At 65.9% G+C, this 26,853-nt stretch carries 25 protein-coding genes; 4 read left to right on the forward strand and 21 right to left on the reverse strand.

Going from position 1 to position 26,853, the window contains the following annotated elements; translation table 11 throughout:
* Nucleotides 1-92: 92 nt before the first annotated feature.
* Nucleotides 93-1,046, forward strand: a complete 954-nt coding sequence (locus M1D40_RS16360; RefSeq protein WP_461169503.1) for a hypothetical protein — start codon at nucleotides 93-95, stop codon at nucleotides 1,044-1,046.
* 93 nt (nucleotides 1,047-1,139) lie between these two features.
* Here M1D40_RS16360 and M1D40_RS16365 read toward each other — a convergent pair whose 3' ends face one another.
* The 10 genes from M1D40_RS16365 to M1D40_RS16410 form a co-directional block, all read right to left on the reverse strand.
* Nucleotides 1,140-3,116: an NHL domain-containing thioredoxin family protein gene (locus tag M1D40_RS16365; protein WP_461169504.1), complete on the reverse strand. Its 1,977-nt coding sequence runs from the start codon at nucleotides 3,114-3,116 to the stop codon at nucleotides 1,140-1,142.
* The gene (locus M1D40_RS16370) at nucleotides 3,113-5,143 is read right to left on the reverse strand and encodes a cytochrome c oxidase assembly protein (protein ID WP_341395305.1); all 2,031 of its coding nucleotides are present in this window, start codon (nucleotides 5,141-5,143) and stop codon (nucleotides 3,113-3,115) included. Before M1D40_RS16370 ends, M1D40_RS16365 begins: the two co-directional genes overlap by 4 nt.
* 221 nt (nucleotides 5,144-5,364) lie before the next feature.
* Entirely contained in the window at nucleotides 5,365-5,652 is a 288-nt protein-coding gene (locus M1D40_RS16375; protein WP_152223378.1) for an HU family DNA-binding protein, read from the reverse strand.
* 332 nt (nucleotides 5,653-5,984) lie between these two features.
* A complete protein-coding gene (gene rpsN / locus M1D40_RS16380) occupies nucleotides 5,985-6,290 on the reverse strand; it encodes a 30S ribosomal protein S14 (protein WP_104102015.1) in 306 nt (101 codons plus the stop codon).
* A gap of 2 nt (nucleotides 6,291-6,292) precedes the next feature.
* The gene (gene rpmG / locus M1D40_RS16385) at nucleotides 6,293-6,460 is read right to left on the reverse strand and encodes a 50S ribosomal protein L33 (protein WP_013602737.1); all 168 of its coding nucleotides are present in this window, start codon (nucleotides 6,458-6,460) and stop codon (nucleotides 6,293-6,295) included.
* A complete protein-coding gene (gene rpmB / locus M1D40_RS16390) occupies nucleotides 6,460-6,696 on the reverse strand; it encodes a 50S ribosomal protein L28 (RefSeq protein WP_104053173.1) in 237 nt (78 codons plus the stop codon). Before rpmB ends, rpmG begins: the two co-directional genes overlap by 1 nt.
* 403 nt (nucleotides 6,697-7,099) lie before the next feature.
* A complete protein-coding gene (locus M1D40_RS16395) occupies nucleotides 7,100-8,245 on the reverse strand; it encodes a glucose-1-phosphate adenylyltransferase family protein (protein WP_461169505.1) in 1,146 nt (381 codons plus the stop codon).
* 71 nt (nucleotides 8,246-8,316) lie between these two features.
* Nucleotides 8,317-8,817 carry a MarR family winged helix-turn-helix transcriptional regulator gene (locus tag M1D40_RS16400; protein ID WP_461169506.1) on the reverse strand — a complete coding sequence of 167 codons (501 nt, stop codon included), beginning with the start codon at nucleotides 8,815-8,817 and terminating at the stop codon, nucleotides 8,317-8,319.
* Nucleotides 8,818-8,877: 60 nt separating this feature from the next.
* Nucleotides 8,878-10,377: an MFS transporter gene (locus M1D40_RS16405; RefSeq protein WP_341395147.1), complete on the reverse strand. Its 1,500-nt coding sequence runs from the start codon at nucleotides 10,375-10,377 to the stop codon at nucleotides 8,878-8,880.
* 346 nt (nucleotides 10,378-10,723) lie between these two features.
* Nucleotides 10,724-11,509, reverse strand: a complete 786-nt coding sequence (locus M1D40_RS16410) for an SGNH/GDSL hydrolase family protein (RefSeq protein WP_341395146.1) — start codon at nucleotides 11,507-11,509, stop codon at nucleotides 10,724-10,726.
* A 176-nt stretch (nucleotides 11,510-11,685) separates the two neighbouring features.
* On the opposite strand from M1D40_RS16410, the gene M1D40_RS16415 reads away from it, so the two are divergent.
* Nucleotides 11,686-12,645: a diacylglycerol/lipid kinase family protein gene (locus M1D40_RS16415; RefSeq protein ID WP_461169507.1), complete on the forward strand. Its 960-nt coding sequence runs from the start codon at nucleotides 11,686-11,688 to the stop codon at nucleotides 12,643-12,645.
* 23 nt (nucleotides 12,646-12,668) lie between these two features.
* On the opposite strand, the gene M1D40_RS16420 is transcribed toward M1D40_RS16415, so the two are convergent.
* The 6 genes from M1D40_RS16420 to M1D40_RS16445 all read right to left on the reverse strand — a co-directional run bounded on the left by M1D40_RS16420 (nucleotide 12,669) and on the right by M1D40_RS16445 (nucleotide 19,116).
* On the reverse strand, nucleotides 12,669-13,364 hold the full coding sequence (locus M1D40_RS16420; RefSeq protein ID WP_461169508.1) for a M23 family metallopeptidase: 696 nt from the start codon (nucleotides 13,362-13,364) through the stop codon (nucleotides 12,669-12,671).
* A 414-nt stretch (nucleotides 13,365-13,778) separates the two neighbouring features.
* Entirely contained in the window at nucleotides 13,779-14,837 is a 1,059-nt protein-coding gene (locus M1D40_RS16425) for a siderophore-interacting protein (RefSeq protein WP_445818927.1), read from the reverse strand.
* Entirely contained in the window at nucleotides 14,834-15,787 is a 954-nt protein-coding gene (locus M1D40_RS16430) for an ABC transporter ATP-binding protein (RefSeq protein WP_341395143.1), read from the reverse strand. The genes M1D40_RS16425 and M1D40_RS16430 overlap by 4 nt, the downstream gene beginning before the upstream one ends.
* Before the next feature lies 1 nt (nucleotide 15,788).
* Nucleotides 15,789-16,835, reverse strand: coding sequence for a FecCD family ABC transporter permease (locus tag M1D40_RS16435; protein WP_461169509.1), 1,047 nt, complete (start codon nucleotides 16,833-16,835; stop codon nucleotides 15,789-15,791).
* Complete coding sequence (locus tag M1D40_RS16440) at nucleotides 16,832-17,854, reverse strand: FecCD family ABC transporter permease (protein WP_461171078.1); 1,023 nt, start codon at nucleotides 17,852-17,854, stop codon at nucleotides 16,832-16,834. Before M1D40_RS16440 ends, M1D40_RS16435 begins: the two co-directional genes overlap by 4 nt.
* 203 nt (nucleotides 17,855-18,057) lie before the next feature.
* Nucleotides 18,058-19,116 (reverse strand): glutathione S-transferase family protein, encoded by a 1,059-nt coding sequence (locus M1D40_RS16445; RefSeq protein ID WP_341395142.1) that lies wholly within the window; start codon nucleotides 19,114-19,116, stop codon nucleotides 18,058-18,060.
* 194 nt (nucleotides 19,117-19,310) lie between these two features.
* Between M1D40_RS16445 and M1D40_RS16450 the strand changes: the two genes are divergently transcribed.
* Nucleotides 19,311-20,348 carry an NAD-dependent epimerase/dehydratase family protein gene (locus M1D40_RS16450; RefSeq protein ID WP_461169510.1) on the forward strand — a complete coding sequence of 346 codons (1,038 nt, stop codon included), beginning with the start codon at nucleotides 19,311-19,313 and terminating at the stop codon, nucleotides 20,346-20,348.
* On the opposite strand, the gene M1D40_RS16455 is transcribed toward M1D40_RS16450, so the two are convergent.
* Complete coding sequence (locus tag M1D40_RS16455) at nucleotides 20,314-21,297, reverse strand: NAD(P)/FAD-dependent oxidoreductase (protein WP_461169511.1); 984 nt, start codon at nucleotides 21,295-21,297, stop codon at nucleotides 20,314-20,316. The two genes, M1D40_RS16450 and M1D40_RS16455, sit on opposite strands and share 35 nt — an antisense overlap.
* Before the next feature lie 65 nt (nucleotides 21,298-21,362).
* Between M1D40_RS16455 and M1D40_RS16460 the strand changes: the two genes are divergently transcribed.
* Nucleotides 21,363-22,694 (forward strand): APC family permease, encoded by a 1,332-nt coding sequence (locus tag M1D40_RS16460; RefSeq protein ID WP_461169512.1) that lies wholly within the window; start codon nucleotides 21,363-21,365, stop codon nucleotides 22,692-22,694.
* A 104-nt stretch (nucleotides 22,695-22,798) separates the two neighbouring features.
* Here M1D40_RS16460 and M1D40_RS16465 read toward each other — a convergent pair whose 3' ends face one another.
* The 4 genes from M1D40_RS16465 to M1D40_RS16480 form a co-directional block, all read right to left on the reverse strand.
* Complete coding sequence (locus M1D40_RS16465; RefSeq protein WP_461169513.1) at nucleotides 22,799-23,875, reverse strand: YihY/virulence factor BrkB family protein; 1,077 nt, start codon at nucleotides 23,873-23,875, stop codon at nucleotides 22,799-22,801.
* A gap of 106 nt (nucleotides 23,876-23,981) precedes the next feature.
* Nucleotides 23,982-24,293, reverse strand: coding sequence for a PRC-barrel domain-containing protein (locus M1D40_RS16470; protein ID WP_341395137.1), 312 nt, complete (start codon nucleotides 24,291-24,293; stop codon nucleotides 23,982-23,984).
* 116 nt (nucleotides 24,294-24,409) lie between these two features.
* Nucleotides 24,410-25,624, reverse strand: coding sequence for a mechanosensitive ion channel family protein (locus M1D40_RS16475; RefSeq protein ID WP_341395136.1), 1,215 nt, complete (start codon nucleotides 25,622-25,624; stop codon nucleotides 24,410-24,412).
* A gap of 134 nt (nucleotides 25,625-25,758) precedes the next feature.
* A complete protein-coding gene (locus M1D40_RS16480) occupies nucleotides 25,759-26,808 on the reverse strand; it encodes an iron-siderophore ABC transporter substrate-binding protein (RefSeq protein ID WP_341395135.1) in 1,050 nt (349 codons plus the stop codon).
* Nucleotides 26,809-26,853: the final 45 nt, after the last annotated feature.

Consider the following 26,853-nt stretch of genomic DNA (forward strand, 5'->3'; position numbering starts at 1 on the left):
GGACCTGCGGCCGCTGCCGCAGGTCCGGGGCCTCGGCGTGTTCACCCGGTATCGTTTGAGCAGTGCAGGGAACAACTTCAGTAATTAAGGCCGTGTCCACATGGCTGCTCGCGCTCATGCTCACGGTGGCCGCCGCCGTAGTGGTGATCTTTTTTGTCAACGCCAAGATCTACGGTCCCGAGCACCAGGTCAGCAGCTACCTCACGGCATTGAAGGAGGGCGACGGCGAACGCGCCCTCGGCCTGCTTGCCGCCAAGGTTCCGAACGCGAATGCCGTCCTTCTGGACGATGAGGGGTTGAAGGCATCAACCGCCGGCCTCGAGGTGCTGGAAATCGGAGAACCGCGGAACGCCGGCGGAAACCGGGTGGACCTTGATGTTCGCTACTCCCTCGGCGGTGAGGAAGAGACCAGCACCTACCGGCTGGAACGCACCGATAAGCACTGGCTCTTTTTTGACCGCTGGTCCTTCGTGCCCTCCACGCTGCCGACGCTGACGGTGACGGCAGCCGGCCAGCCGCAGGCCTCCGTAAACGGCGTCCCGGTCGCCCTTCCCGAAGACACGACCACCTTTGCGGCGTTCTATCCCGCCCGGGTTGAGGTTTCGTACACCTCGGAGTTCTTCGCCGCTGCGGAGCAGACCGATTCCATCACCTCATCTCAGGACACGGCGGACCTGGTGCTCACCACCGAAGCCACCGAAGCACTAAAGAATGAAGTGAATGAGGACGTGCGCACCTTCCTGGCGGGCTGCACCAGCGCCCAGGACCGCCTCGCTCCCCCGGGATGCCCGTTCTTCCACTTCACCGACAACCGGGTTGAACTGCCGATCACCTGGGAGATCACTGAGTATCCCGAGGTAAAGATCCGCTCCGTCTCCGGCAACTGGGTGCTCTCGCCGCTGAACGGCAAGGCCCGGCTCACCGCCACGCAGACGGATTTGTTCTCCGGCGTAAAGAGCCCGCTGGATGTGGAGAAGGACTTCAGCTTTGCGGCGCAGCTGTCAGTCGGCAGCACCGAGGTTTCGGTCACGCCACTTATCGACTGACCTTCCAGGGCCGGCTATCCCTCCCCCGAACTACAGAAGGTGTACGCCCCTAGGGACGTACACCTTCTGTAGTTGGCGGGGCTTTCGAGGCGGTTAGTCGAGGCCGCGCAGGTCCAGTGTCAGCGATGTGTCCCCGGCGGCGTCGATGGTCACCGGGATGCCCCAGTCCTGCTGGTACAGGTGGCACGCCGCGTGATCGGGGATCTCGCCCCCGGGTTCGCCGTCGCACGCAGCGGCGCGGGCGGTGATGTGCAGGACGCCGCCCGGGACGGAGCCGGACAGCACCAGCTCACGGGTCAGGCCGGTGGAGGTGCCGCCGCCGGAGACGAGCAGCTCCTCCGGCGAGGAGGAAATCTTCAGCTGCGTCGGATCTCCCCAGCGGTCATCCAGCTTCTGGCCTTTGGGGGCGGAGAACCGAACGGACAGGGCCAGCGGACCGGCTGCGACGGGGCTGGCCGGGCGCTGGGTCTGCCGGGCGCCCTCGTCCACTGACTGCGCTTCCTTGGGAATCGGCACCCGGACCAGTTCGTGCTTGTTGGCCTCAACGACAATCAGCAGCGGTTCCTCCGCAGTGGTGTCAACCAGGACATCGGAGGGCTCGGAGAGTCCGCGGGCCAGGGTGGACACGGTTTCCGTGGCCGGGTCATACCGGCGAACCGCACCGTTGTAGGTGTCGGCGACGGCAACGGAGCCGTCGGGCAGCACGGCCACGCCCAGCGGATGCTGCAGCCGCGCCTCGCCGGCGGCGCCGTCCCGGAAACCGAAATCAAAGAGCCCGGCGCCGACGGCGGTGCTCACCAGCACCTGCGTCCCGCCGTCGTCCGCGGTAAAGGAGAGCCGGCGCAGGGCCGAGGTCTCGGAATCCGCGACCCAGATGTTGCCGTCAGCGTCTTCGGCCAGACCCGAGGACTGGGCAAACCAGGCGCTGTCCCCGGGCCCGTCCAGCAGGCCCTCCAGCCCGGTGCCGGCCAGGATGTCCACGGAACGGCTGAGCGGATCGAAGGTGAAGATCTGGTGGGTGCCGGCCATCGCCACGACCAGGCGCCCCAGCGCAGTTGACCAGGTGAGGTCCCACGGCGAGGAGAGGGAAACGTTCAGGGGTTCGTTCCCGAGGGCGGTCTCCGTCAGGGAAGGCCCGGAGCCGCTGGCTTCCGCTGTGCTGGACTCCGAGGGATGTTCCTCCCCCGCTCCCCGCTTCGTGTGGTTTCCCGCGTCCAGGAGCCGCTGAACACCGTTTCCTGCCACTGTGGTGACGGTTCCGGTGGCCAGGGCCACGCCGCGCAGGCGGTGGTTGACGGTGTCCGCGACGACGACGTCGTACCCGGCACGCCCGGCTACGGCTGCGGGAAGCACCGCCAGCCCCTGGGGCTCGTTGAAGCGGGCCGCGGCTGCCGAGCCGTCCTGCCAGCCCTTCGTCCCGTCCCCGATGACGGAGCGCACCGTCGTGAGGTCCGCTTCCAGCTCCACCAGGCGGTGGTGGCCGGTGTCGGCCACCAGGAAGGTGCCTCCGGGCAGCGGAACCGCTTTGCCCGGGAAGCGCAGGTTTCCGGCGGTGGGCTCGGCCGGGACGTACGGACCGTCTCCGCGGTGCAGTGTTCCCTTGGCCTCGTGCTCGGCAACCAGTTCGCCGATCAGCGAATCCAGGCCGGCGGCATGTCCTTCACCGGAGAGGTTGGCCACGATGTAGCCCTCGGGATCCAGGACCACCAGGGTGGGCCAGGCACGTGCGGCATAGGCCTGCCAGGTGAACAGCTCGGGGTCGTCCAGGACCGGGTGGTGGATCTCATAGCGCTCCACGGCCGCGGCCAGGGCCACCGGATCCGCTTCGTGTTCAAACTTGGGCGAGTGCACGCCCACTGTGACCAGCACGTCGGAGTACTTCTCCTCCAGCGGGCGCAGCTCATCCAGCACGTGCAGGCAGTTGATGCAGCAGAAGGTCCAGAAGTCCAGCAGCACGACCTTCCCGCGCAGGTCTTCCAGCCCCAGCTGGCGGCCGCCGGTGTTGAGCCAGTTGCGGCCCTCAAGGGCAGAGGCCCGCACCCGGTAGCCGGCACGCACGGTTTCAGTCATTTACGATCTCCTTCAGGGCTGCTGGCATCCCGCTTGGCCAGATTGGCGAACATATTGTTGTAAGCGGCGAGCTCAGCCTCATTATTCCGCTCGGCGGCCCGGTCTTTACGCCGTGTTTCGCGGGCGTCCGTCCGCGACCACTGCAGGGCCACGCCGATTGCCACCATCACCGTGGGAATTTCACCGACTCCCCACATGATGGATCCGCCCAGCTGCTGGTCGGCAAGGGCGGAGAGTCCCCACTCCCGGCCCATGTTTCCGAAGTAGGAGGCCTGGATCAGCGAGGTGCCGCCCATCACCGCCACCCCGAAGAACGCGTGGAACGCCATGGTGGCCAGCAGGATCACCAGGCGCAGCGGATACGGCGCCCGGTACGGCAGCGGGTCGATGCCGATCATCGTCAGGACGAAGATGTACCCGGTCAGCAGGAAGTGCACGATCATCAGTTCATGGCCCACGTGCTGGCGCAGGGCGAAGCCGAACAGCTCGGAGTAGTAGAACACCACGATGGAGCCGGCAAAGTTCACTGCCGCGAAGATCGGGTTGGTGACGAGCTTGGAGAACCATGAGTGCACACCCACGAGGATCCACTCGCGGATGCCGCGGGTTCCGTCGCCGCGCGGCGTGAGGGCCTTCAGAGCCAGCGTCACCGGCGCACCGAGGACCAGGAACAGGGGAACCACCATGGTCAGGGACATGTGGGCGAGCATGTGGGTGCTGAACAGAACCATGCCGTAGACGGCCGGGGCACCGGAGGTGACATACGTCAGCATCGCAAGGCCGGCCAGCCAGCACAGGGTCCGGACCAGCGGCCATTTGTCCCCGCGCCGGCGGACTTTGACCACTCCGCGCAGATAAGCGACCGCGAGGGTGAGCACGATGGCGACCCAGAGCCAGTCGAAGCGCCATTCCGTGAGGTAGCGCTCCAGGGTCAGTTCCGGCGGAAGGTCGTACCCGGTCAGGATGCGTGCCGGGGAGGCATTGGGCGGCAGTTCCTCAGGGCGGGGGGTGGCGGTGCGGCCCAGCGCCACCGCCACGCCGGAGACGGCGCCCATGATCAGCAGTTCGACGGCGATGAGCTGCCAGAGGATGCGGCCGGCACTCTTTTGTTTCGGTCCGCCGTGCTCGCTGGACCCTTCGGCGGAGCCGGGGACCTTCGCGGGCAGCTGCGGAATGATCCAGCGGCGGTGGAGGAAGCCGATGACCCCCAGCAGCAGAGTTGCCGCAGCCTTGACGATCACCAGGGCGCCCCACTCCGAGTTCAGCTGCTCGAGCGAGGTGATCCGCAGGGAGGCGTTCACGACGCCGGAGAGCAGCACCAGGGCGAAGGCGAAACCGGCCAGGGCAGAATAGCGGCGCAGGACGACGCCGGTGATGGGGCCCAGCCGGCGGGACACGACGGCCAGGACAATGAGCCCGCCGATCCACAGGCAAACGCCGGCCAGGTGCAGTCCGATCGAGTTGACGGCCGCGCTGTGGTCATCGCCGCCGGCGGAATGTCCGACCAGGGCAATGGGAATGATGGCGCCTGCAGCCAGCACGGCAGTGGCGGCCAGTGCGTTCAGGGACCGGACGCCGAAAGCCAGGGTGGTCACCACGGCGGCAATAATGCTCACGGCCAGCCATGCCCGCCCGGTGGAGAAATCAGTGACGAAGGATCCCAGGCCCTGGGTGTAGCTGGCCTCGGAACTCAGCGGAAGCCCGGACACATCCGAGTAGGTGAAGAGCAGTACGGCGACGGCGGACAGCGTCCAGACCGCAGCGGCCGCTCCGGCCAGCGACAGGGTCTTGGCAAACGCGGGGTGTTCCGGCTCTCCGGCCTCGATCCTGCGGCCCCGCTTCAGTTTCAGGGATTTGGGCAGGATGGCCACCGCGAAGACCAGGGCGCCGATGACGGCGGCCATGGCCGCGTTCTGCACCGCCTTGGCCACCGGCAGCGCCCACCGGGTCAGGGCCCCGGGATCGGACAGCTGCTGGGCGGCTGCGGCTCCGGAGAAGAGCAGAGCTGAAGCCAGCGCGGTGAGCATGACGGCGACGGCTGCGATCAGCCAGCCGTTCCGGACGGCCGCCTCGGCAGCGGGAGCACCGGGTGCGGGGCGGGGATCCCTTCCCGCCCGGCCGCCGGCTGCGGTATCGGTGTTGGCAGTTTTAGGCACGTTACCTATTCTCTACCCACGGTAGAAATTTGGGCTAATTACGCGGAAAGGGCCGGCGCCTTCCGGCACCGGCCCTTGCACATGCGAAGAAGTTACTTCTTGTTGGAGACCGAAGCCTTCAGCTTGGAGCCCGCGGTCAGCTTGACGCTGTGGCCTGCGGGGATCTGGATGGTTTCGCCGGTCTGCGGGTTGCGGCCGGTGCGGGCAGCGCGGTCGGTGCGCTCAACGGCGAGCCAGCCCGGGATGGTGATCTTTTCACCATTGGCAACGGAGGTTGCGAAGATCTCGAAGACAGCGTCAAGCACGCCATTAACTGCGGTCTGGCTGTTGCCGGACTTCTCTGCGACTGCTGCAACAAGTTCACTGCGGTTCATAGCCAATTTATGTCCTCCTGGACTAGGGGTTAGCTCGAGCGGATCACGGATGCGAAACCGCCACTGTTGGAAAACTTACCAGCCTGACACCGAAAGTCCGGCAAAATCCGCTGTTTTTAGCGGTTTTTTCCGCTCTCAGCCCAGAAAAAGGTGCCATTTGCCCCGCTGCGGCTCGTAGGCTGCTTTCCTGCAACTTCCCTGCAACGGCGCGGAATTGGCCGCGGAGGGCCGGACCGGCGCTGCCTTGCCCGGGGCGGGCGGCGCCGCACGGCACCCGGACAGCAAAAAGGGCGGCAACCTCAGAGGTTGCCGCCCTTTCAGAGCAGATTAAGCGATGCTTACCAGCTGGACTTCTTGACGCCCGGCAGTTCGCCTGCGTGGGCCATGTTGCGGAAACGCACACGCGAGATACCGAACTTCTGGAGGGTACCGCGGGGGCGGCCGTCGATCTGGTCGCGGTTGCGAAGGCGAACCGGCGAGGCGTTGCGCGGAAGCTTCTGCAGGCCGAGGCGTGCAGCTTCGCGGGCTTCGTCGGTGGCGTTCGGATCCACCAGGGTCTTCTTCAGTTCGAGGCGCTTTGCAGCGTAGCGCTCAACAACGACCTTGCGCTGCTCGTTGCGGGCAATCTTTGACTTCTTTGCCATGTTTAGCGCTCCTCACGGAATTCGACGTGCTGGCGGATCTTCGGGTCGTACTTCTTCAGGACCATGCGGTCCGGGTCGTTACGACGGTTCTTGCGGGTCACATACGTGTACCCGGTGCCGGCGGTCGACTTCAGCTTGATGATCGGACGTACGTCCTTGTCCTTAGCCACTAGAGCTTCACACCCTTCGCGATAAGGTCAGTGATGACGGCGTCGATACCGCGCACGTCGATCGTCTTGATGCCGCGGGCCGAAACCTGCAGCGTAACGTTGCGGCGCAGGGACGGAACCCAGTAACGCTTCTTCTGAATATTCGGGTCGAACCGGCGCTTGTTGCGGCGGTGCGAGTGCGAAATGCTGTGACCAAAGCCGGGAATGGCTCCGGTGACCTGGCAGTATGCTGCCATGATCTCTCTCCTCCAGTTGTAGTAAATATGACGGTCCTCAAAAAACAGACACAGGGCGTTTGCCTAAGCACCTGCCATAAAGAGCGTCCCGCCACCAGTTTTGACACCGTTATTACTGCGACTTTCCGGAGGTGAACCTGGCGGGGTGAGATCCAGCCGAAGTGCCTCGCCGCGGGGAAGACGGTGAAGTTCAGGAAGCCAAGCAGTATCTGCCGGGACAGCCTTCAATTCTAGGTTTATACGGGTGGCCGCGCAAATGTCCCTCCGGCTGCTTCACAGCGGGCCGGGTGGGCACAGGCGCAACTTAACGCCTCTCTATCCTAGGGGCAAGCCGCCGTTCATTCAAACCGGCGGGACACCCTACCCGGTTAACGTGCCCGACCTCACGGTCGCCGGGAACGGTTTACGACGACGACGGGGCGTCAACGGCGCCGTCCGCACCGACAACCACCACGCCTGCGTCCGGATCCAGCTGCGCACCGTCCAGTTCCGTGTCTCCGCCGATCACCGCGTCCGCGTCCACAATGGCGTTGCGGAGCCGCGCGCCGGAGCGGACCCGGACATCTCCCAGGATCACGCAGGATTCAACGTCCGCGCCGGCTTCCACCACTGCGCCCGGGCCAATCACGCTGCGCCGGACGGTCCCTTCCACCCGCGACCCCGGGGCAAGCAGGCTCCCGGAGACCTGCGCGCCGTCCCCCACATAGCCGGGCAGCCGGCGCGGCGCCGCGCTCAGGATCGGCCATTTCGGGTCGTCGAAGACCAGCCCCCGCCCGTCGATGAGATCCACGTGGCCCTGGTGGTAGCTGCGCGGAGTCCCCATATCCCGCCAGTAGCCGTCGAGCCGGTGTTCGGCTACTTTTTCGGTCCGGACCAGGTACGGAATCAGCTGGTCCCCGTAGTCCTCAAGCTTGCCTTCCTTTTCCATCAGCTCGTCCATGGCGGACAGCAGGACGGCGGCGTCATACAGGAAGATCTCGGCGGCCACCCGGTCAGTCTTCGGGTTTTCCGGCTTGTACTCGAAGCCGGCCACCTCCCCGTCAGCGGCTTCGACGACACCGTGGTCAGAGGGGTTGTTGCGGATCTTGGTCGTCACTACCGTCAGTGCGGCATTGGCCTCTTCATGGGTGGCCACCACGTCGCGGTAGTCCAGGCGGTAGAGGTGGTCGGCGCTGAGCACCAGCACCAGGTCCGGATCATATTCACGGATGTAGTCGGCCTGCCGGTAAAGCGCGTCGGCATTGCCCTCGGCAAACCCCTCCCCTTCCCCGCCCTGGTACGGCGGCAGGACGCGCAGGCCCCCGTTGGTCCGGTCCAGGTCCCAGGGGCGCCCGCTGACCAGGTGGTCGTTGAGGGATTTGGGCTTGTACTGCTCCACGATCCAGACGTCGGAGAACCCGCTGTTGTGGAGGTTGGACAGGGGAATGTCGATGAGCCGGTAGGAGCCCGCCACCGGCATGGCCGGCTTCGCCCGGTGCTCGGTGAGCGCTCCGAGCCGGCCCCCGGTTCCGCCGGCAAGAATAATGGTCAGGATCCGCGGCGCATGCATGAGTAGTACCTCTCGCTGGGTTGGTGGGGCTGCTCAGCTCTCACTACGCTAGCAAACGCTAAATCCCGGTGTCAGGCGCCCTCTTCGTCAAGGAACCCGATGCCCGGTTCGATCCGGGCGAGGATCCTGCGCCCCACCCGCTCAAGGTCCTCGACGTCGCGGGCATCAAGCCCGTCAAAGACCAGGTCCCGCACTGTGCCTACATGATCCGGGGCCAGCCCCTCAAGGGCCACCATGCCCTCCTGAGTCAGTGCGGCCATGGTCACGCGGGCATCGACGGGCGACTGGGACCGTTCCATCCAGCCGCGGCCCTCCAGCTTCTTCACCACATGGGACAGGCGGGAGAGCGAGGCGTTGGACCGTGCCGCCAGCTCGCTCATGGGAAGGGCCCGGTTCGGCGCTTCGGAAGCCATCGCCAGCACATGATAGTCAAACAGGGTGATCCGGGCCCGCTTGAACAGGTCTGCATCCAAGGTGGGGGTCAGCCGGGTGGCCACCGCGTACAGCGCCAGCCAGGCACGCCGTTCCTCCGGGCTCAGCCACCGGGGACCGGATGCATCAGATTCACTCATGCGGTCAATTCTCCCATGGTTGGTTGAGGCTTCAAGGATTGGCGGGCCTGACTGGATTTACTACTTGCCGGAATCGGCCGTTTCCGTGCCGAACGGCAGGGAATCGACGTCGAGCCGGGGATTTTCATCCTGGGTCGCCACCAGTTCGTGGGCTTCGGCCCGGGTGTCCACGCTCGGCATGGAGCCGGGCATCGGCCGGTTTGCGGATTCCTTCATGATAAAGACGGCCACGGCTCCGACGACTGAGGTCGCCATCAGCCAGAAGGCGGGCATCAGGTCGTTGTCCGTGGCGTTGATCAATCCCTGCATGATCAGCGGCGCGGTGCCTCCGAAGATGGCCACGGCAAAGTTGTACGAGATGCCCATGGCACCGTAGCGGCTGGCCGTAGTGAACAGGGCCGGAAGCGCCGAGGCCAGGTTGGACACATACAGCGTCACCGGCACGGCCAGCAGGACCAGGCCCAGCAGCGTGGACCAGATTGGGCCCAGAGCGATCAGCAGGAATGCCGGCACGGCCAGCACAATGGTGCAGCCGGCACCCATCAGCAGGACCGGGCGGCGGCCAATGCGGTCCGACAGCTTCCCGGCCAGCGGGATGCAGGCAGCCATGAGCACCAGGACCGGGATGGTCAGCAGCGTCCCGTGCAGGGCGTCATAGCCCATGGAGTCCGTGAGGTATGACGGCATGTAGGACGTCAACGTGTAGCCGACGGTGTTTGCTGCGGCAACGAGGGCCATGGCGACGAGGATCGGCCGCCAGTAGAGGCCGATCATGGCCAGGGTGCCTGGAGGGGTGACCGAATCGTCGGGGTTGTCCGACGCTGCGTTTGCCTCCTGGGCGTCCAGGGTCGCCTGGAACGCCGGGGATTCTTCGATCTTCAGGCGGAAGTAAATCGCGATCAGGCCCAGCGGGCCGGCGATCAGGAACGGAATGCGCCAGCCCCAGTCCAGCATGGTCTCGGGGCTCAACGTCAGCTGCATGACGGAAACGACACCGGCACCCAGGGCGAAGCCCAGGTAGCTGCCCGTGTCCAGGATGCTGGAGAGGAAGCCGCGGCGCTTGTCCGAGGCATACTCCGTCACAAAGGTGGTGGCACCTGCGTATTCGCCGCCGGTGGAGAAGCCCTGGAGGAGCTTCATCAGGATCAGCAGGACCGGTGCCCACATGCCAATCTGGTCATAGCCGGGCAGGAGCCCGATGACGAACGTCGAGGCGGCCATCAGGATCAGGGTCGTGGCCAGCGTCTTCTGGCGGCCCATCTTGTCGCCGAGCCGGCCAAACACGATGCCGCCGAGCGGACGGGCCAGGAAGGTGGCGGCGAAAACGCCCAGGCTGAAGATCAGCTGGGCGGAGGCATCAGCCTCGGAGAGGAACACGGCACCCATGGTGACGGCGAGGTAGCCGTAGACACCGATGTCGAACCATTCCATGGTGTTGCCGACGACGGTTCCGCCGACGGCCTTTTTCATCATCGATTTGTCAACGACATTCACGTCATCGACCTTCAGTCGCCTGCGGCCCAGAACGGGGCGGCGCTTAGTCGGTGCATCTTTAGGCATGTTGGCTTTCTTTCCTAGAAGTCAGCTGCGTGTATCGGAAGCAACCGGCCGGACGCCGTAATAGGCGCCGGGCAGACCATCAAGTTTAGGAAAAACAGCCCCCCTCACCGAATTGCAGGGGGCGGCCGGAGCCGGTGGCGGGCTTTAGCCGGCAGCTTAATCCGCGTCAGCATATGGACTACGGCGGAAATTGTGAAACGCCTCACCGCAGCGCATTAGAGGCCTCATTTTCGTCCCGGAAAGCCGCCGGAGAGCGTTATTCCGGGAATACTGCAGCACGAAAATCCACGGGCGGGCTGCCCTGCAGCCGCGCCGGCCCGACACCGGTTGTGGAGGTTGGCCGGTGTCAGTCTCCGACGCCGGCCGGCACGTCGAGACGCACCGGGACGGGATACTTGGGGCTGAGGTTGTCACCCGACGAAACCCGGCGCAGGCGGCGCCCGACCCACGGGCCCAGATACTCGCGGGCCCACTGAGCGTCGCGGCGCAGCTGTTCAACACGGGTCCGGGACGGCAGCGCGTCCAGTTCCGGAACGTCTATGGCGTCGGTGCGGCGCAGGACTTCCAGGACCTTTTTGGCGGTGAGCATGTGCCCTGCCGGCGACATGTGCAGCCGGTCAACGTCCCAGTACCGCTCATCCTGAAGTTCCTTCATCCGCCAGTAGTCCACCAGCTCCGCACCGTGGCGGTCCGCGGACTCCCGGACCAGTTCGTTGTACAGGGCGGTACGGCCCCGGGTGGCCCCGAACACCGGGGCGCGGCCGGAGTCGAATCCGGTGAAGACGAGAACTGCAGCTCCGGAGGCCCGCAAAGCCGCGATGCCGGCGTCGTACGAACCGACCAGCGCATCGATGTCCACTTTGGGCCGCAGGATATCGTTGCCGCCCGCGTAAATGGTGACCAGGGTGGGCTGGAGCCTGACGGCGGCGTCCACCTGCTCGGCGAGGACCTGATGCAGCTTCTTGCCCCTGATGGCGAGGTTTGCGTAGCCCCAGGAGTTGTCGGCGAGCATCAGCTGCTCCGCCACCCGGTCCGCCCAGCCCCGGACACCGTTGGGCCGGGAGTCGTCCCAATCCCCCACGCCTTCGGTGAAGGAATCCCCCAGGGCCACATATCGAGAAGTAAAAGTCACTCCCACAGGTTACAAGTTGATTGGACAGTTCCTGCATCTGCCAGCGCGCGGGCCCGGGGCGGATTAGACTCTGAAGCAAGCTGCACTCCGGCCGCAGGCTCCCGCCTGCACCCTCCCGCCGCGCTGCACCAGCCCCCCGCACTGAACCGCCAAGCCTTCGCCGCCCAAAGGATCCCATGCCTACCTCACCCGCAGGAACGCGCCAGCGCGCCGCCGTCGTCATGAACCCCATCAAGAAAACGGATGTGGACATCCGCGCCCTGGTCGACAGGATCTGCCGGAATGAAGGCTGGGAAGAGCCGCTGTGGCTGGAGACCACCAAAGAAGACCCGGGCCGCGGCATGGCCCGCGAGGCCCTGGACGCCGGGATTGACCTCGTGATTGCAGCCGGCGGCGACGGCACGGTCCGCTGCGTGGCCGCTGAGCTCACCGGCACCGACACCCCCCTCGGGCTGCTGCCCCTGGGCACCGGCAACCTGCTGGCCCGCAACCTGGACATCGCCGTCGACGATCCCGAGGGCGCGGTCACCGCCGCCCTGACCGGAGCGGACCGCAACATCGACGTCGTTCATGTCACCCTTGACCGCGCGCTGAAGGGTGACGTCTTCCTGGTCATGGCCGGACTCGGCTATGACGCGGCGCTGATGGGCGACACGAATGACACCCTGAAGGACAACGTCGGCTGGCTGGCCTATGTCGACGCCGGCATCCGGAACCTCCCCGGCAAGCCGGTCAAGAGCACCATCCGGCTCGACGGCGGCAAGGAAATCCACGGTCATCCGCGCAGCGTCATGGGTGGAAACTGCGGAAAGATCATGGGCGGGCTGGAGATTTTCCCCGGCGCCCGCATCGACGATGGACTGCTGGACGTCATGACCATGGCTCCCAAGGGGCGCTTCGGCTGGTTGAGCGTTGTTGCCGGCCTGCTGCGCCGCGGCAAGGGAAGCACGTCGGTGGACTACTACCAGTGCAAGGAAGCCGAGATCTTCACCGAGGTTCCGCAGGAGTTCGAGGTTGACGGCGACCATCTGGGCAAGGCGTCCCATGTGGCGTTCCGGGTGGATCCCAGCGCCCTTCGGGTCCGGATGCCGCACGGGAAGAAAGACCCGGCGATCCTGACAAATCCCCGGGTCTAGGACCGGGCCTCCGGGCCGGGAAGCTAGATGCCCAGCCAAACGGCGGGGTCCTGGTATTCACCGTTGGCCAGCACTTCAAAATGCAGGTGGGGGCCGGTCGAGTTCCCGGTGCTGCCGATGGCACCGATCACGGTGTTGAAGTCCACCCACTGCCCCACCTCCACGTGGATCTCGTTGAGGTGGTTGTAGGTGGTTTCGGTGCCGTTGCCATGGTCGACCACGATCCGCAGGCCGCCGTACTGGTGGTATTCGGCGTACGTCACCGTGCCCGCGGCCGCTGCCTTTACCGGGGTGCCGGTGACAGCGCCGAAGTCGATGCCGGTGTGGAATTCCAGGGTGCCGGCGGCCAGCAGCGGGTTCTCCCGCCAGCCGAACGGCGAGGTCACGCGGAGCTCATCCAGCGGCACGGATGCCGGCACTTCTTCGGGCACGGGCTCGGGCGGGGCCGCCACGGGAGTGGTGGAGCCCTGCCCGTCCGACGCCGCTTCGCCGTCGGACGGCTCGTCCGATTCAGTTTCTTCCTTGGCGGGAAGCTCCGACACCACTGTGGTTCGCTGCAGCTCTGCGGGCTCGTGCGCCGCGTGGGCGGTTCCGACGACGGCGGTTCCCACCACCAGTGCGGCTGCGGCGCCCATGGCGCAGGTGCTGCGTCCGGGAGCGGCAAACCACTGCGGGTTCAGCGGCAGTGACTGTGCCGCCTGCAAAAGCCCGGCCGGCACATATCTCCGGACCGTCGACGCAACGTGTTTACCCGGCGGACGGTTTTCCGTGGCCCAGCTAAGGACCCGCTGCCGTAATTCCGTCAGATAACGCAGGGGCTGCGTGGGGTTCTTCGTAATCCATCACCTCTGTGCAATGTTGGCAAAGGGGCAGGGAACAAGAATGCTGTGGTTAAAAGCACGGAGTTTTACTCCCGCAAAAAGCGCACGGAGCGGCACTCCGACTCCTTAATTTTACGGGAAAAGGACTGCGGTCCGGAAAGAATTGTGAGCAATAACCGGGCACGGCGCGGCGGCCGTCACGCCCTCAAGCGCGTCCGGCCCTCAAAGCGCATCGCGTCCTGAAGCTCGTCTCGTCCGGTCTTAAAGCTCAGCCCGTCCTAAAGCTCAGCCCGTCCTAAAGCTCGTCCCGTCCTAAAGCTCAGCCCGGCCGCTGCGCCAGTAGCCCATGAAGGCCACCTGCTTGCGGTCAATGCCCGCTTCCGAGACCAGGTACCGGCGCAGTCCGCGGACCACCGCCGCCTCACCGGCAATCCACGCATAAAACGGCAGGGCCCCGGAAGGGGTGTCCGGGTTCGGGGTGGCCTTTACGGCGGCCGGGGTCAGCCGCTGCGGGGTCTCCCACAGGATGGCCTCATCGATGTTGACGTCTTCGATGACCGGCCTCGGCGGTACCGGCGCACCGTCCACGGAAGCCCAGCCCGGCAGGGCGACGGCGCCCCGGACGGCTTCCTCCAGCAGCTCGCCGTGGGGGCGGCCGCCGCGGGGCAGCCAGGTCACCCGGACCGAGGAATCCGTGGATACCGGCAGCACATCTTCAGCCGCAGGAACCTCCAGCAGGGCATGCCCTGTCACGTCGGCAGGCAGGGATTCGAGGATTGCGGTGATGGCGGGAACCGCTGTTTCATCACCGGCAAGCAGGATGTGCCGTGCCATACCCGGCCGCCACTCGATGCCGCCGTAGCTTTCCGCGGTGACGCAGTGCGCGGCGTTCGGTCCGATGATGCTGACCCGGTCGCCCGGCTGCGCGGCAGCAGCCCAGCTGGAAGCCGGTCCGCCCCGGCCCTGTTCGTCAAAGTGCAGTACAAAGTCGACGTCGATCTCCGGTTCCGCACCGCCGCAGCGCGCTGCGCGGACAGTGTACGTGCGCATGGAGCCGCGCACGCCGGCGTCGAGCTGCAGCCAGTTGCGGTACCAGCCGGTGTCGCTGCAATCAAACACCGGCATCGGCAGTTTCCGGCCGTCAGGGGCGACGGAGGGCACCACAACTTTGATCCGCAGGTCGTGGGTTTGTCCCTGCACTCCAAACTCGGAGAGGCAGGAACCGGCAAAGGTGATCCGCTGGAAGTTCCCGCTCAGGCGCTGCACCCGCTTCACCTCGACGTCGAAGCACATCACGGCCCCTGCGCTGGAGGCACGGCGTGCCTTGCGGGGAGCGGCTGTGGCTCCGTTGCCGGTGCGGACCTGCGTCATGATGCTGCCTCCAGGCGGTTGTCGGATGCTGATTGGCTGTCCTGCGGATTGGGCAGGTATCCCACGGCGCCCGCGGGGCGCACTTTTTCTGCCGGTTCTTCCTCCGGGAGCTTTTCCTCACGAAGTGCTGCGTGATGGCGGCCCAAAGGAACCACCATAGGCGTCCCCGCTACGGGATCACTGATCACCCGGGATTCAAGACCAAAAACGTCACGGACGAGCTGCTCGGTGACCACCTCGGCCGGGGCGCCCTGGGCCGCGATCGCTCCGGCTTTCATGGCAATCAGGTGGTCCGCGTAACGGGCGGCCAGGTTCAGGTCGTGCAGGACGATCACCACGGTGGTGCCGGAACGGCGGTTGAGGTCGGTGACGAGGTCAAGCACTTCAATCTGATGCGTGACGTCGAGGAAGGTGGTGGGCTCATCCAGCAGCAGGATGTCCGTGTCCTGGGCCAGTGCCATGGCAATCCAGACACGCTGGCGCTGGCCTCCGGAGAGTTCGTCCACGTTCCGTTCCGCCAGATCCAGCGTGCCGGTCTCTTGAAGTGCGGCGGCCACGGCGGCGTCGTCGGCCGGTGTCCACTGGCGGAACCAGCCCTGGTGCGGGTACCGGCCGCGGCCCACGAGGTCCGCAACGGTAATGCCGTCGGGGGCTGTGGGCGTCTGGGGCAGCAGCCCCAGTGTCCGCGCCACCTCGCGTGCGGGCCGGGCATGGATATCCCTGCCGCCCAGCAGCACGGATCCCCCGGCAGGCTTGAGCAGCCGGGAGAGGCCGCGCAGGAGCGTGGACTTGCCGCAGGCGTTGGCACCCACGATCATCGTGATCCGGCCGGCCGGCAGCGTGACGGAAAGCCCGTCCACCACGAGGCGCTCCCCGTAGGAAAGCACCAGGTCCTGTGCGCTCAGGGTCGGCGGGATCTGCGCACCGGATACGTTCTGGGGGTTTCCCATCTCAGCCTCCTCGGCCTACACGGTTGGATGTGACCAGCAGCCACAGCAGGAACGGAGCGCCCAGCGCACCTGTCACAACGCCCACGGGCAGTGACACGCCGGGAACCAGGTTGGAGCCGGCGAAATCAGCGGCCAGCACAATCACCGCTCCCACCAGGGCGGCGGCAGCCAGGGACTGCCGCCCGCCCAGCAGCCGCCGGGCGATGGGCCCGGACAGGAAGGCGATGAAGGAGACCGGACCGGACGCAGCGGTGGCCACGGCGGCCAGGGCCACGCCGGTGACCAGCAGCCCGAGCCGTGACGCTTCCACGCGCACGCCCAGTCCGGCGGCTGTGTCGTCGCCCAGCTCCAGGCCGCGAAGCTGCCGTGCGAGCACTGCGGCGGCCGGCAGCAGGACCAGCAGGGACAGGGCCAGCGCGCCGGCGCGGTCCCAGCTGGCGGAGTTCAGGGACCCGTTCAGCCACACCAGGGCCTGGGAGGCTGTGCGGACATCGGTGCGGGTCATCAGGAACATGACCACTGCCTGCATCACGGCGGCAAACCCGATGCCCACCAGGATCAGCCGGTACCCCGCTGCCCCGCCCTGCCGGGAGAGCAGATAGATGGCAAGCACCACCACCAGCGCGCCGGCCAGCGCCGACAGGGAAACAGCCGTTCCCGTTGCCCCGAAAACCACGATCCCCACAACTGCGCTGGCGCTGGCGCCGTAGCTGATGCCGATGATGTCCGGGCTGGCCAGCGGATTGCGCAGCATGGTTTGGAAGATGCTGCCGGCGATGCCCAGCGCGGCACCCACCATGATCGCGGTGACGGCCCGCGGAAGCTTGCTCTCCATCACGATGTAGGTGGCTCCCGGTATCTGCTCCCCGGCGAGGATCCGGAAGAAGTCCGGAACGGTCACGGTGTAGGTGCCGAGCAGGATGCTGACGGCGAAGAGGAGAACGACGGCGCCGGCCAGGGCAGTTGTGACCGTGCGGACCCGACGGGCGGATCTGCGGCGGGCGGAAGAGACGACGGCGGCCGCGGACTTCTCCAGCAGCGCGCTCACAGTTGGGCCGGCTTCCGGCGCCGGACCAGCCAGATGAACACCGGAGCACCGATGACGGCGGTCATGACACCCACCGGAATTTCCGCGGGCGGGAGCGCAAGCCGTCCGGCGATGTCGGCCGTGAGCAGCAGGATGGGTGCCAGGACGAGGGAAAAGGGCAGGATCCACCGGTAGTCGGGGCCGGTCAGGGAACGCACCATGTGCGGGATGACCAGGCCAACAAAGCCGATCGGGCCGGCGGCGGCAGTGGCTGCACCGCACAGCAGGACCACACCGAGCGCCGTGATGCCCCGGCTCAGCCCCACCCGCTGGCCCAGTCCCCGGGCCAGGTCGTCCCCGAGCGACAGCCCGTTCAGGGCCCGGCCGGCTCCCAGAGTGATGACGGCGCCGACCGCCAGGAACGGCAGTACGGCGGTGATCACGTCCCAGCCCCGGCCGGAAACGCTGCCCACCTGCCAGAAGCGGAAGACGTCGAAGGTCTGCTGGCTCGAGACCAGCAGTGCACTCATGAGGGAGCTAAGGCCTGCGGACAGGGCGGCGCCGGCCAGCGCGAGTTTCACCGGGGTGGCGCCTTCGCGGCCCAGGCTGGCGACGGTGTAGACGACGACGGCGGCCAGGGCGGCGCCGGCCAGCGCAAACCAGATGTACCCGCCGAAGCTGCCCACCCCGAAGCCGTAGATGCCGAGGACCACGAAGAATGCGGCGCCGGCGTTGACGCCGAGGATCCCGGGATCGGCCAGCGGATTGCGGGCCACTCCCTGCATCGCGGCGCCGGCCAGGCCCAGCGCACCGCCGGCCAGCAGCCCCAGGACGGTGCGGGGAATCCGGGAGGCCACCACCGCGTGGTCACCGTTTCCCGGGTCGTACGCGGTGAGCGCCTCAAAGACAGTGGCGAAGGACAGCGCCCGCGCGCCAAAAGCGACGGATGCCAGGCAGGCCAGCGCCAGCACGGCAATCGAAGCGGCCAGCAGGGCGGTCCGGACGGCCGGGCGGACGCCGCGGCCCCGGGCGTTCGGCACGGACAGCGGCTGTAAGGACGGGGGCTGCAGAGTGCTGCGGGATGCCGGGATGGAGGAACTGACGTTCACGCCCACGGCGGCACCTCCCTCAAGACGGAATAATCTTAAGTAAGGCTAACCTACGGTCCGGGTGGTTAAGAAACACTTCTGTGCCCTATTACACACCGCTGTGCCGTATTACACCGGGCAGCTATCCGCAGGGGTCAGACGGCGCCGTGCCCGGGCACCACTTCCTCGCCTGCCCGGACAGGTCCCGGTGCGGTCCCTGATCCGAAGGGCCGGCCGCCCAGCTGCTCCCTGTGGTGCTCGCTGAGCCAATTCGACACATCCGGACCCTTGGGCACGATGCCGGTCGGGTTGATGTCCTCGTGAACGATGTAGTAGTGCGCCTTGATCTGCTCAAAGTCGATGGTGTCGCCGAAGCCCGGGGTCTGGAACAGGTCCCGGGCGTAGCCCCAGAGGTTGGGCATCTCGGTGAGCTTGTTCCGGTTGCACTTGAAGTGGCCGTGGTAGACCGCATCGAAGCGGACCAGCGTCGTGAAGAGCCGCACATCGGCCTCCGTGATGGTGTCGCCAACAAGGTAGCGCTGCCTGGACAGCCGGTCCTCCAGCCAGTCCATGGCGGCCCACAGCCGGTCATACGCGGCGTTGTAGGCTTCCTGGGAGCCGGCGAACCCGCAGCGGTAAACGCCGTTGTTGACCTCGGTGAACACCCGCTTGTTGACCGCGCGCATCTCCTCCAGATGCTCGGCCGGCAGCAGGTCCGGAGCGCCGTCGCGGTGGAATTCCGTCCACTCCGTGGAAAAGTCCTCGGTAATCTGCGGGAAATTGTTGGTGACAACGGCGCCGCTGGGAACGTCCACGATAGCCGGAACCGTGATGCCGCGGCTGTAGCCGGGCGTCCGCCGGAAGAAGGCCTCCTGCAGGCGTTCGATGCCCAGGACGGGGTCCCTGCCGTCGGGGTCCAGGTCGAAGGTCCAGCTGCGGGCATCGTGGGTAGGCCCGGGGGTGCCCAGCGAGATGGCATCTTCCAGTCCCAGCAGCCGGCGGACGATGATTGCCCTGTTCGCCCACGGGCAGGCACGGGCCGCGATCAGCCGGTACCGTCCGGCCTCCACCGGATACCCGTCGCGGCCGTCACGGGTGATGCGCGTTTCGATGTAGTTGGTGTCCCGGGTGTATTCGGCGCCGCCGGTGACATAGGCCCCTCGCGTGCTGAAGCCGGAGCCGTTGTCCTGGTCAGTTCCCGTAGTCTCAGCCATGACGCTCCCTGAAGGTGTAATTTCTGGTGGTGATGCTTCCTTCCCAGACTAACGGCAACTCGTTCACTGCCTGCTTTCCCGATGTGTTCAGCCGCTGCCAACGGTAGAGTCAGGAGGACATTGCCTGCTTAGCCACGAACCAACAGCCGGAGGATCCGCGGCCCGGACCCTTTGGCGGGGAAGGACCCAGCCAGATGCGAGTAGCTGTTATTGGAGCAACCGGGAATGTCGGCACGGCACTGCTGCGCCGGCTTGCCCAGGCCCGCGCTGAACGCCCGGAAGGTCTGGAAATTGTAGGCATTGCCCGGCGGGTGCCCGAAACCAGCGCACCGCCGTACGACGGCGTCCAGTGGCACAGCATCGACATCGCCACCGGGGAGGGCCGGGAAAAGCTGACGGAAGCCCTGCGCGGCGCCGACGCCGTCGTCCATCTTGCCTGGGCCATCCAGCCCAACCATGATGAAGCCGAGCTGCACCGCATCAATGTTTACGGCACGGAAAACGCCCTTGCCGCGGCGGCGGCGGCGGGAGTGCGCCAGTTTGTCTGCGCGTCCTCCGTGGGCGCCTACTCCCCCGCCCCGAAGGACCGGCTCACCGACGAGTCCTGGCCGGCACGCGGCATCGCCAGTTCGCATTACAGCCGCCACAAGGGCGAGCAGGAAGCCCTGCTGGACAAGTTCGAGCGGGAGTATCCCGAGATCCCCGTGGCGCGTCTGCGGCCGGGCCTGATTTTCTCCACGGACGCCGGGACCGAGATCGGCAACTATTTCCTGGGCCCGCTGGTGCCGAAGTTCATCCTGAACAAGCTGAGGCTGCCGCTGATCCCGCTGCCGAAGGAATTCTCCTTCCAGGTTGTCCACGCAGATGACATTGCCGACGCATACTGGCGGGTGGTGGACCAGCGGGCCGAGGGCGCCTTCAACATCGCCGCGGATCCGGTCATCACGCCGGAACTGCTGGCCGGAGTCCTCGGCGCCCGGCGGCTGCTGAACATTCCCGTGAAGCTGGTGCGCGCCGTCGTCGGCCTCACCTGGGCGGCGCACCTGCAGCGCACCGATCCCGGCTGGATCGATATGGCAGCCGGGGCTCCGCTGATGGATACCTCGCGGGTGAGGGAGCTGCTGGGCTGGCGTCCGCGGAAGACTTCCGTCGAATCGCTGCGGTATGTCCTGGACGGAATGTCCGGCGGCGACGGGGTTACCGGTTCGCCGCTGCTGGCTCCCCGGCGCTGAGCAGCGGCCCTTCCGCCTCTGCCGTCCGGACCGCTGCTGCCACGTCTTCCTCCAGCAGCTCGGCGTTCAGGGCGACAGCCAGTCGATAAGCATCCCCCGCTGCAGCCACCACTTGGCTGGAGGGATCGGCGACGTTGCCGACGGCCCAAATGCGCTCCGCGCCCGTCCGTCCGGCTTCGTCGGTCTCGAGGCAGCCGTCGGCGTCCCGGCTGCATCCGGACACTCCGGAGAGCACCGGGTCCACTTCGGCACCGGGTTCACAGAACACAGCCCGGCACGGAACCGTGCGGCCGTCCGCGAGGACCACTGCCGCCAGGGTGTCGTCCTGAACCTGCAGCTCAACGGCCGTGCCTTCCACCACTGTTATGCCCATGGCTGCAAGAGCCCGCGAGTCATCATCGGTCAATTCCAGCCCCTCCCGCCGGATCAGCGTGACCTCCGGGGAGAAGGTGCGCACCAGGCATGCCTGCTGCACTGAATCCGGCCCCGTTCCCAGGACAGCGAGGGGGAGGTCCGCCACTTCCCAGCCGTGGCAGTAGGGGCACTGCAGCAGGTCCCTGCCCCAGCGTTCCGCCGCGCCGGCGATATCCGGCAGCACGTCCCGGAGACCGGAGGCCACCACTACGTGCCGGCCCTGCAGCACCCGGCCGTCAGCCAGTTCCACTGTGCGGTCTTCACTCAGGCCGGTGACCTCTGCATCAACGAGGTCAACGTCGTACTGCTCCAGGTCCGACCGGCACAAGCGGAGGAGCTCACGAGGCGGGATGCCGTCCCGGGAGGGAAACCCATGGACATGGTCAGCGGGGGCGTTGCGCGGCCGGCCCGCATCAACAACGGCGACCCGGCGCCGGGCGCGCCCGAGCACAGTCGCAGCAGTGAGTCCGGCGATTCCGCCGCCGACAATAACGACGTCGTACCGTGCGGGAAGAGCATGGGGTGCAAAACTCATGCATCTTTTCTACCGCATAATTCGGAAATCGTCAGCACCCTTATAGTTGCCCTAGACTTTTCGACATGGATAACAGCACGCAGGCGCCGCCTGCCTCAAAACTCAAGCAGGGGATCACCGGTCCCATGCTGTACCTCTTCATCCTGGGTGATGTCCTGGGCGCGGGCATCTACGCCCTCGTGGGCGAGGTTTCCGGTGAAGTGGGCGGCGCGATCTGGGTGCCGCTGGTGGTCGCTCTCGTCCTCGCGCTGCTGACCGCCGCCTCGTACGCCGAACTTGTCACGAAATACCCCAAGGCCGGGGGTGCCGCAGTTTTCGCCCAGCGGGCCTTCAAGGTTCCGGCGGTTTCGTTCCTGGTCGGTTTTGCCATGCTGGCGGCCGGCGTCACCAGTGCCGCGGGCCTGGCGCTGGCGTTCACGGGTGACTACCTCAGCCCGTTCCTGGATGTTCCCCCGGTTCCTGCAGCCATCGTTTTCCTGCTGCTGGTGGCACTGCTCAACGCCCGCGGCATTACCGAGTCGGTGCGCAGCAACGTGGTGATGACCGTCATCGAGGTGTCGGGACTCGTGCTCGTGATCGTGCTGGTGGGCCTGATGCTGGGCAAGGGTGAGGGCTACACGGAGCAGATCACCCGGTTCCCGGCCGATGTGAACCCGGGAACCGCGGTTCTGGCAGCGTCCGTGATTGCCTACTACTCCTTCGTGGGTTTTGAGGTTTCGGCCAACATCGCCGAGGAGGTCCGCGATGTGCGCCGGGTTTACCCCCGGGCCATTTTCGGAGCCATGCTCACCGCCGGACTTGTCTACATCCTGATCGGGCTGGCTGCTTCCATTGCCCTGCCCACCGAGGACCTGGCCGGGTCCTCCGGACCTCTGCTCGACGTCGTCAGCGCCACCGGGTTCGGCGTTCCGGATTGGCTCTTCAGCCTGATCGCCCTGGTTGCCGTCGCCAACGGAGCCTTGCTGACCATGATCATGTCCTCGAGGCTGACCTTCGGCATGGCGGAGCAGGGCCTGCTCCCGGGCGTCTTCGGCAAGGTCCTGCCCAACCGGAAGACCCCGTGGGTTGCCATCGCCGCCACCACCGCAGTGGCCATGATCCTGACCATGACCGGCGGGCTGGCTTCGTTGGCCGAGACCGTGGTCCTGCTGCTGCTGTTTGTCTTCCTGAGCACCAACATTGCCGTGATTGTGCTGCGCAGGGACAAGGTGGAGGAAAAGCACTTCCAGGCCCCCATTGTGGTGCCGTACCTGGCCATCGCCTCCTGCGTGCTCCTCCTGACCCAGCAGGATGCCACCGTGTGGCTGCGGGCCGGCATCCTGATGGCCGTCGGGCTTCTGCTGTTCGGAGCCAGGTTCCTGTCCAAGGGCAAGAATCTTGGGTCCAGGAGCAAGTAGCGAACCCCGACAGCAAAAAAGACTGCCCCGGACCCAACGGTCCGGGGCAGTCTAATTTAATGGGCCGGTTTAGGTTTACCGAGCCGGCTTACGGAAGCGGCGGGCTACTCGTGGAGGTGGTCGTCGTAGTCCTTGCCGGCGTGCTGCTGGCGCAGCTTCCGGCCCTGCTCGATGTCTTCTTCTTCCTGCTCCTGGCGCTTCTCCGTCTGGCGGGTGTCGCGCGGGGGCAGCTGCACGCTCTCTTCAGCCTGGATCCCGGCCTGCAGTTCACGCCCGCGCTCCACCTCGGCATCGAACTCGGCGCCGAACAGCAGCGACAGGTTGGCCAGCCAGAGCCACAGCAGCAGGACGATCACACCACCGATGGCACCGTAGGTGGCGTTGTAGTTGCCGAAGTTTGCCACGTAGAAGCTGAAGCCCAGAGTGACGATGGCGAGGATTACCAGCGCAATAAGCGCGCCCATGCTCATCCAGCGGAACTTGGGCTGCTTCACGTTGGGAGTGGAGTAGTAGAGGATCGCAATAACCAGCACAGCGAAGATCACCATGACGGGCCACTTGGCGATGTTCCAGACGATCAGGGCTTCGGGGCCGAGGCCAATGACGTTCCCCAGCGTTTCGGCAATGGGACCGCTGATCACCAGCATGATGAGCAGTGCCGCCACCAGCAGGATCAGCACCAGCGTCACCAGCAGCTGGGTGGGCAGCAGCTTCCAGGCCGGCCGGCCTTCATCCACTTCATAGATCCGGTTCATGGACCGGCCGAAGGCCTTCACATAGCCGGAGGCAGACCAGAGCGCACCGGCAATACCGACAATCAGCGCAAATCCGGCGGCACCGGACGTGGTCAGCTGCGTAATCGGCCCTTCGAGGACTTCCACGGCACTGCCGGGCGCAAACTCCTCCAGGAATTCCAGCATGGTGTTGGTGGTGCTTTCGGCCTGCCCCACCAGGCCGAGTATGGACACCAAAGCCAGCAGGGCCGGGAACATTGCCAGCACCGTGTAATAGGTCAGGGCAGCAGCAAGGTCGGTGCACTGGTCCTTGCTGAACTCCCGGATCGTCTTACGCAGGATGTATTTCCAGCTGGGTTTTGTCACCTCGGCCGGGCTGTCCGGTTTGCTCGCGTGTTCGGGATCCGGCGCCGTTTGGGCCCGTCCTCCACTGTCCTGCTGCGCCATGACGGCCTCCTGGGTGCGTTGGATTACAGACCTTCATCCTATTGGTAAGGGGGCTTACTACCAAAGGGTTCACGGTGCGGCTGCGGCCCCGTCCGGGCCTCGGGGGTCAAAACTTCTTGTAGTAGTCGGTGAGCAGGGTTTCCTCTTCAGGACTGAGTGCGCCGTCCGGGTCGACGGCGGGCGAGTCATCAACCGCTTTTCGGCTGTAGTTGACGTAAATGTCATCCTCGTCCCGGCGTGCCCCGGCCAGCGGAACAAAATGCTGCCGCGTTTCAAATAGGCCCAGTGCAACGGTAATCCATTCCGGCTCCCCCGTGGCCCGATCCAGGTGCACCTGCCCCACCAGGCCCAGCCGTTCTCCGTCCTTGGCCCACACGTTGGAGCCCTGAAGTTCATGGACCACAAATTCATCTGCCATTGCTGCTCCCCTTTTCCGATGCCCGGCCGCCCGGCCAAAAAGTGCCGGGCCCTGCTGCCAGCCAGCCAGAAGGATCTCCGTCTGTCAACAGATCAAAGCAGGGTTAACGGTTTTGGTCAGTCGTCCGCGGAGTTCTCTTCCCGTTCGTCGAAGACCTGCTTGCCCGGGCCGGCGAAGGAGTGGCGGCGGTCAATGGCCTCGATCGAGCCGGTGAAGAACTGCGAAGTGCTGGTGTCTTCCGGATCTCCGCCCGGATGGGAACGGGGAGCGCTGTGCACCTCGGGTGCCGTGGCCCGGACTTCTTCCCAGCGCTGGCGCGGCAGGGCTCCGGGATGCCATTCCTGCAGGTAGGTAACCATGGCTTCGCGAACCAGGCAGCGCAGGTCGAAAAGCGCCCCGCTGTCCTCCGCGCTGACCAGGATGCGCACCCGCACCAGGCTGTTGACCGCGTCGGTAATCTGCAGCACTCCGGTGCGGCCGTCCCACAGCTCGGTCGCGGCGAGGGTCTCCTTCAGGTGTTTGCGCAGATCGCCCACGGGGGCGCGCCAGTCCAGATCCAGTTCCACGGTGCCCAGAATCGCGGACTGCTTTCGGGTCCAGTTCTCAAACGGGGTGGTGGTGAAGTAAGTCGAGGGCAGGATCAGCCGCCGGTCATCCCACAGGTGCACCACTACATAGGTCATGGTGATTTCCTCGATGGTTCCCCACTGGGTTTCCACGACCACGACGTCGTCAACCCGGATCGCGTCCGTAAAGGCCAGCTGCATGCCGGCAAACACGTTGGTGAGGGTGCTCTGCACCGCGAGGCCCGCGACGATGGAAATCAGGCCGGCGGAGGCGAGAATACCGGCTCCAAGCGCCCGGACTTCGGGAATGGTGAGAAGGACGAACGCCACTGCAATGGTGACAATGACGGCCACACCCACCCGGCGGCCCAGCATGATCTGCGTTTTCAACCGGCGCATCCGGCGGTTGTCCTTGCTGTCCGTGGAGTATTTGCTCAGCAGCATCACCTCGATGATGAGCAGGACGACGACGGCCAGCCAAGCCAGCGACGCGATCAGTCCCAGCGTGAGCACGTAGCTGACCGGCCCAAACCAGTCGGCGCCGGAGGCCGTGGCACCCAGGCCGATCCGGATGCCGATCAGGGACAGCACCAGCCGCAGCGGATTGCGGCCCAGCGCTATGGCCTCCCGGATCCGGGGAACACGCCGGAAAATCCTGGCCGTGGACTCCCGCATTATCCGCGCGAGCAGCAGGGCCGCCCCCACGGCGAGCAGGACGGCAAATACGGGCTTGAGGCCGGAGGCAATGCTGAGCAGATCTTGCATGCTTCCGATCGTGTCAGCTTCCCCGGGGGTCCTGTCCAATCGGGAGGCGCCGCCGGGACGTGAGAACGGCAACAGCCCGCAGATGCAAAAGAACGCCCCCGGGGCTTTCCGGGGGCGTTCTTTTCACGCAGGAACTAGCTGTCGCCGTCGGCTGCCGCAGCCGCCTCGGCGACCATCGGCACCACGTTGTCGAGAGCATAGGGAATGCTCAGGACGTTGATGGCGGAGACGGAGAAGATGCGCTCTGCATTGGAGTCGGCAACCAGTCCGCCGTTCTTTACCGCGGGGATCTGGCCAAGCAGCGGGTCGGTGGCGAGGGAAGCGGCAGCTTCGTCATCCTGCACCCAGGTCACAAAGACGTCGGAGTCCAGCTGGTTGGCGTTTTCATTGGCCCAGGGGTAGTAGAACTCACCGTCCGGAGCATTCTCTTCCACGATCGGCGCCTGGACCATGCCCAGTTCGGTGAGGAACTTGGGGCGGTTGTCCAGGGCGGTGTAGATGGAAGAACCGGCCGGGGCAAGATTTCCGTAGATGAAGGTCTTGCCGTCCAGCTCGGGGTGTTCTGCGGCAGCATCCTGGATGGACTGCTCGGTCTCGGCGATCAGCTCGTCCGCTTTGTCCGACAGGCCCAGGGCATCACCTGTCAATGCGGCGGTGTCCTGCCACGATGTGCCCCACTGGGCCTCCGGGTAGGCCACAACCGGCGCAATCTTGGAGAGCTTGTCGTAGTCCTCCTGGGACAGCCCGGAGAAGGCAGCCAAGATGACGTCGGGATTGGTGGCCGCGACGTCGTCGAAGGCGATGCCGTCCGCCTCCGAATACTGAGCCGGGGCGTCCTCGGATCCGATCGGCGCGCCAAGTTCTTCCAACGCCTCGTCAATCCACGGAGTTGTGCCCTGCTCGTTTCCGCCGTATTCGATGATTGGCATGCCCACCGGAACGACGCCGAGGGCAAGTGCGGTTTCCGCGTTCGCCCAGGCGACGGCTGCTACACGTTCGGGAGCCGAGTCGATGGTTGTTTCACCGTAGACATGCTCGATGGTGACCGGAAAGGCATCAGCTGCGGCGGAGGAACCGCTGCCGGCATCGGCTTCCCCTCCGGCTGAACCGGTTGAGCAGGCGGAAAGGGACAGTGCGGCGACGGCGGCAACGGCCGCAGCGCGGCGCATCCGGAACAGGGCCATGGGGGCTCCTTGACTGAAGGGAAGGAAAGTTTTCACTCTGACCAG

It is taken from the genome of Arthrobacter sp. Z1-15, from assembly GCF_054792395.1.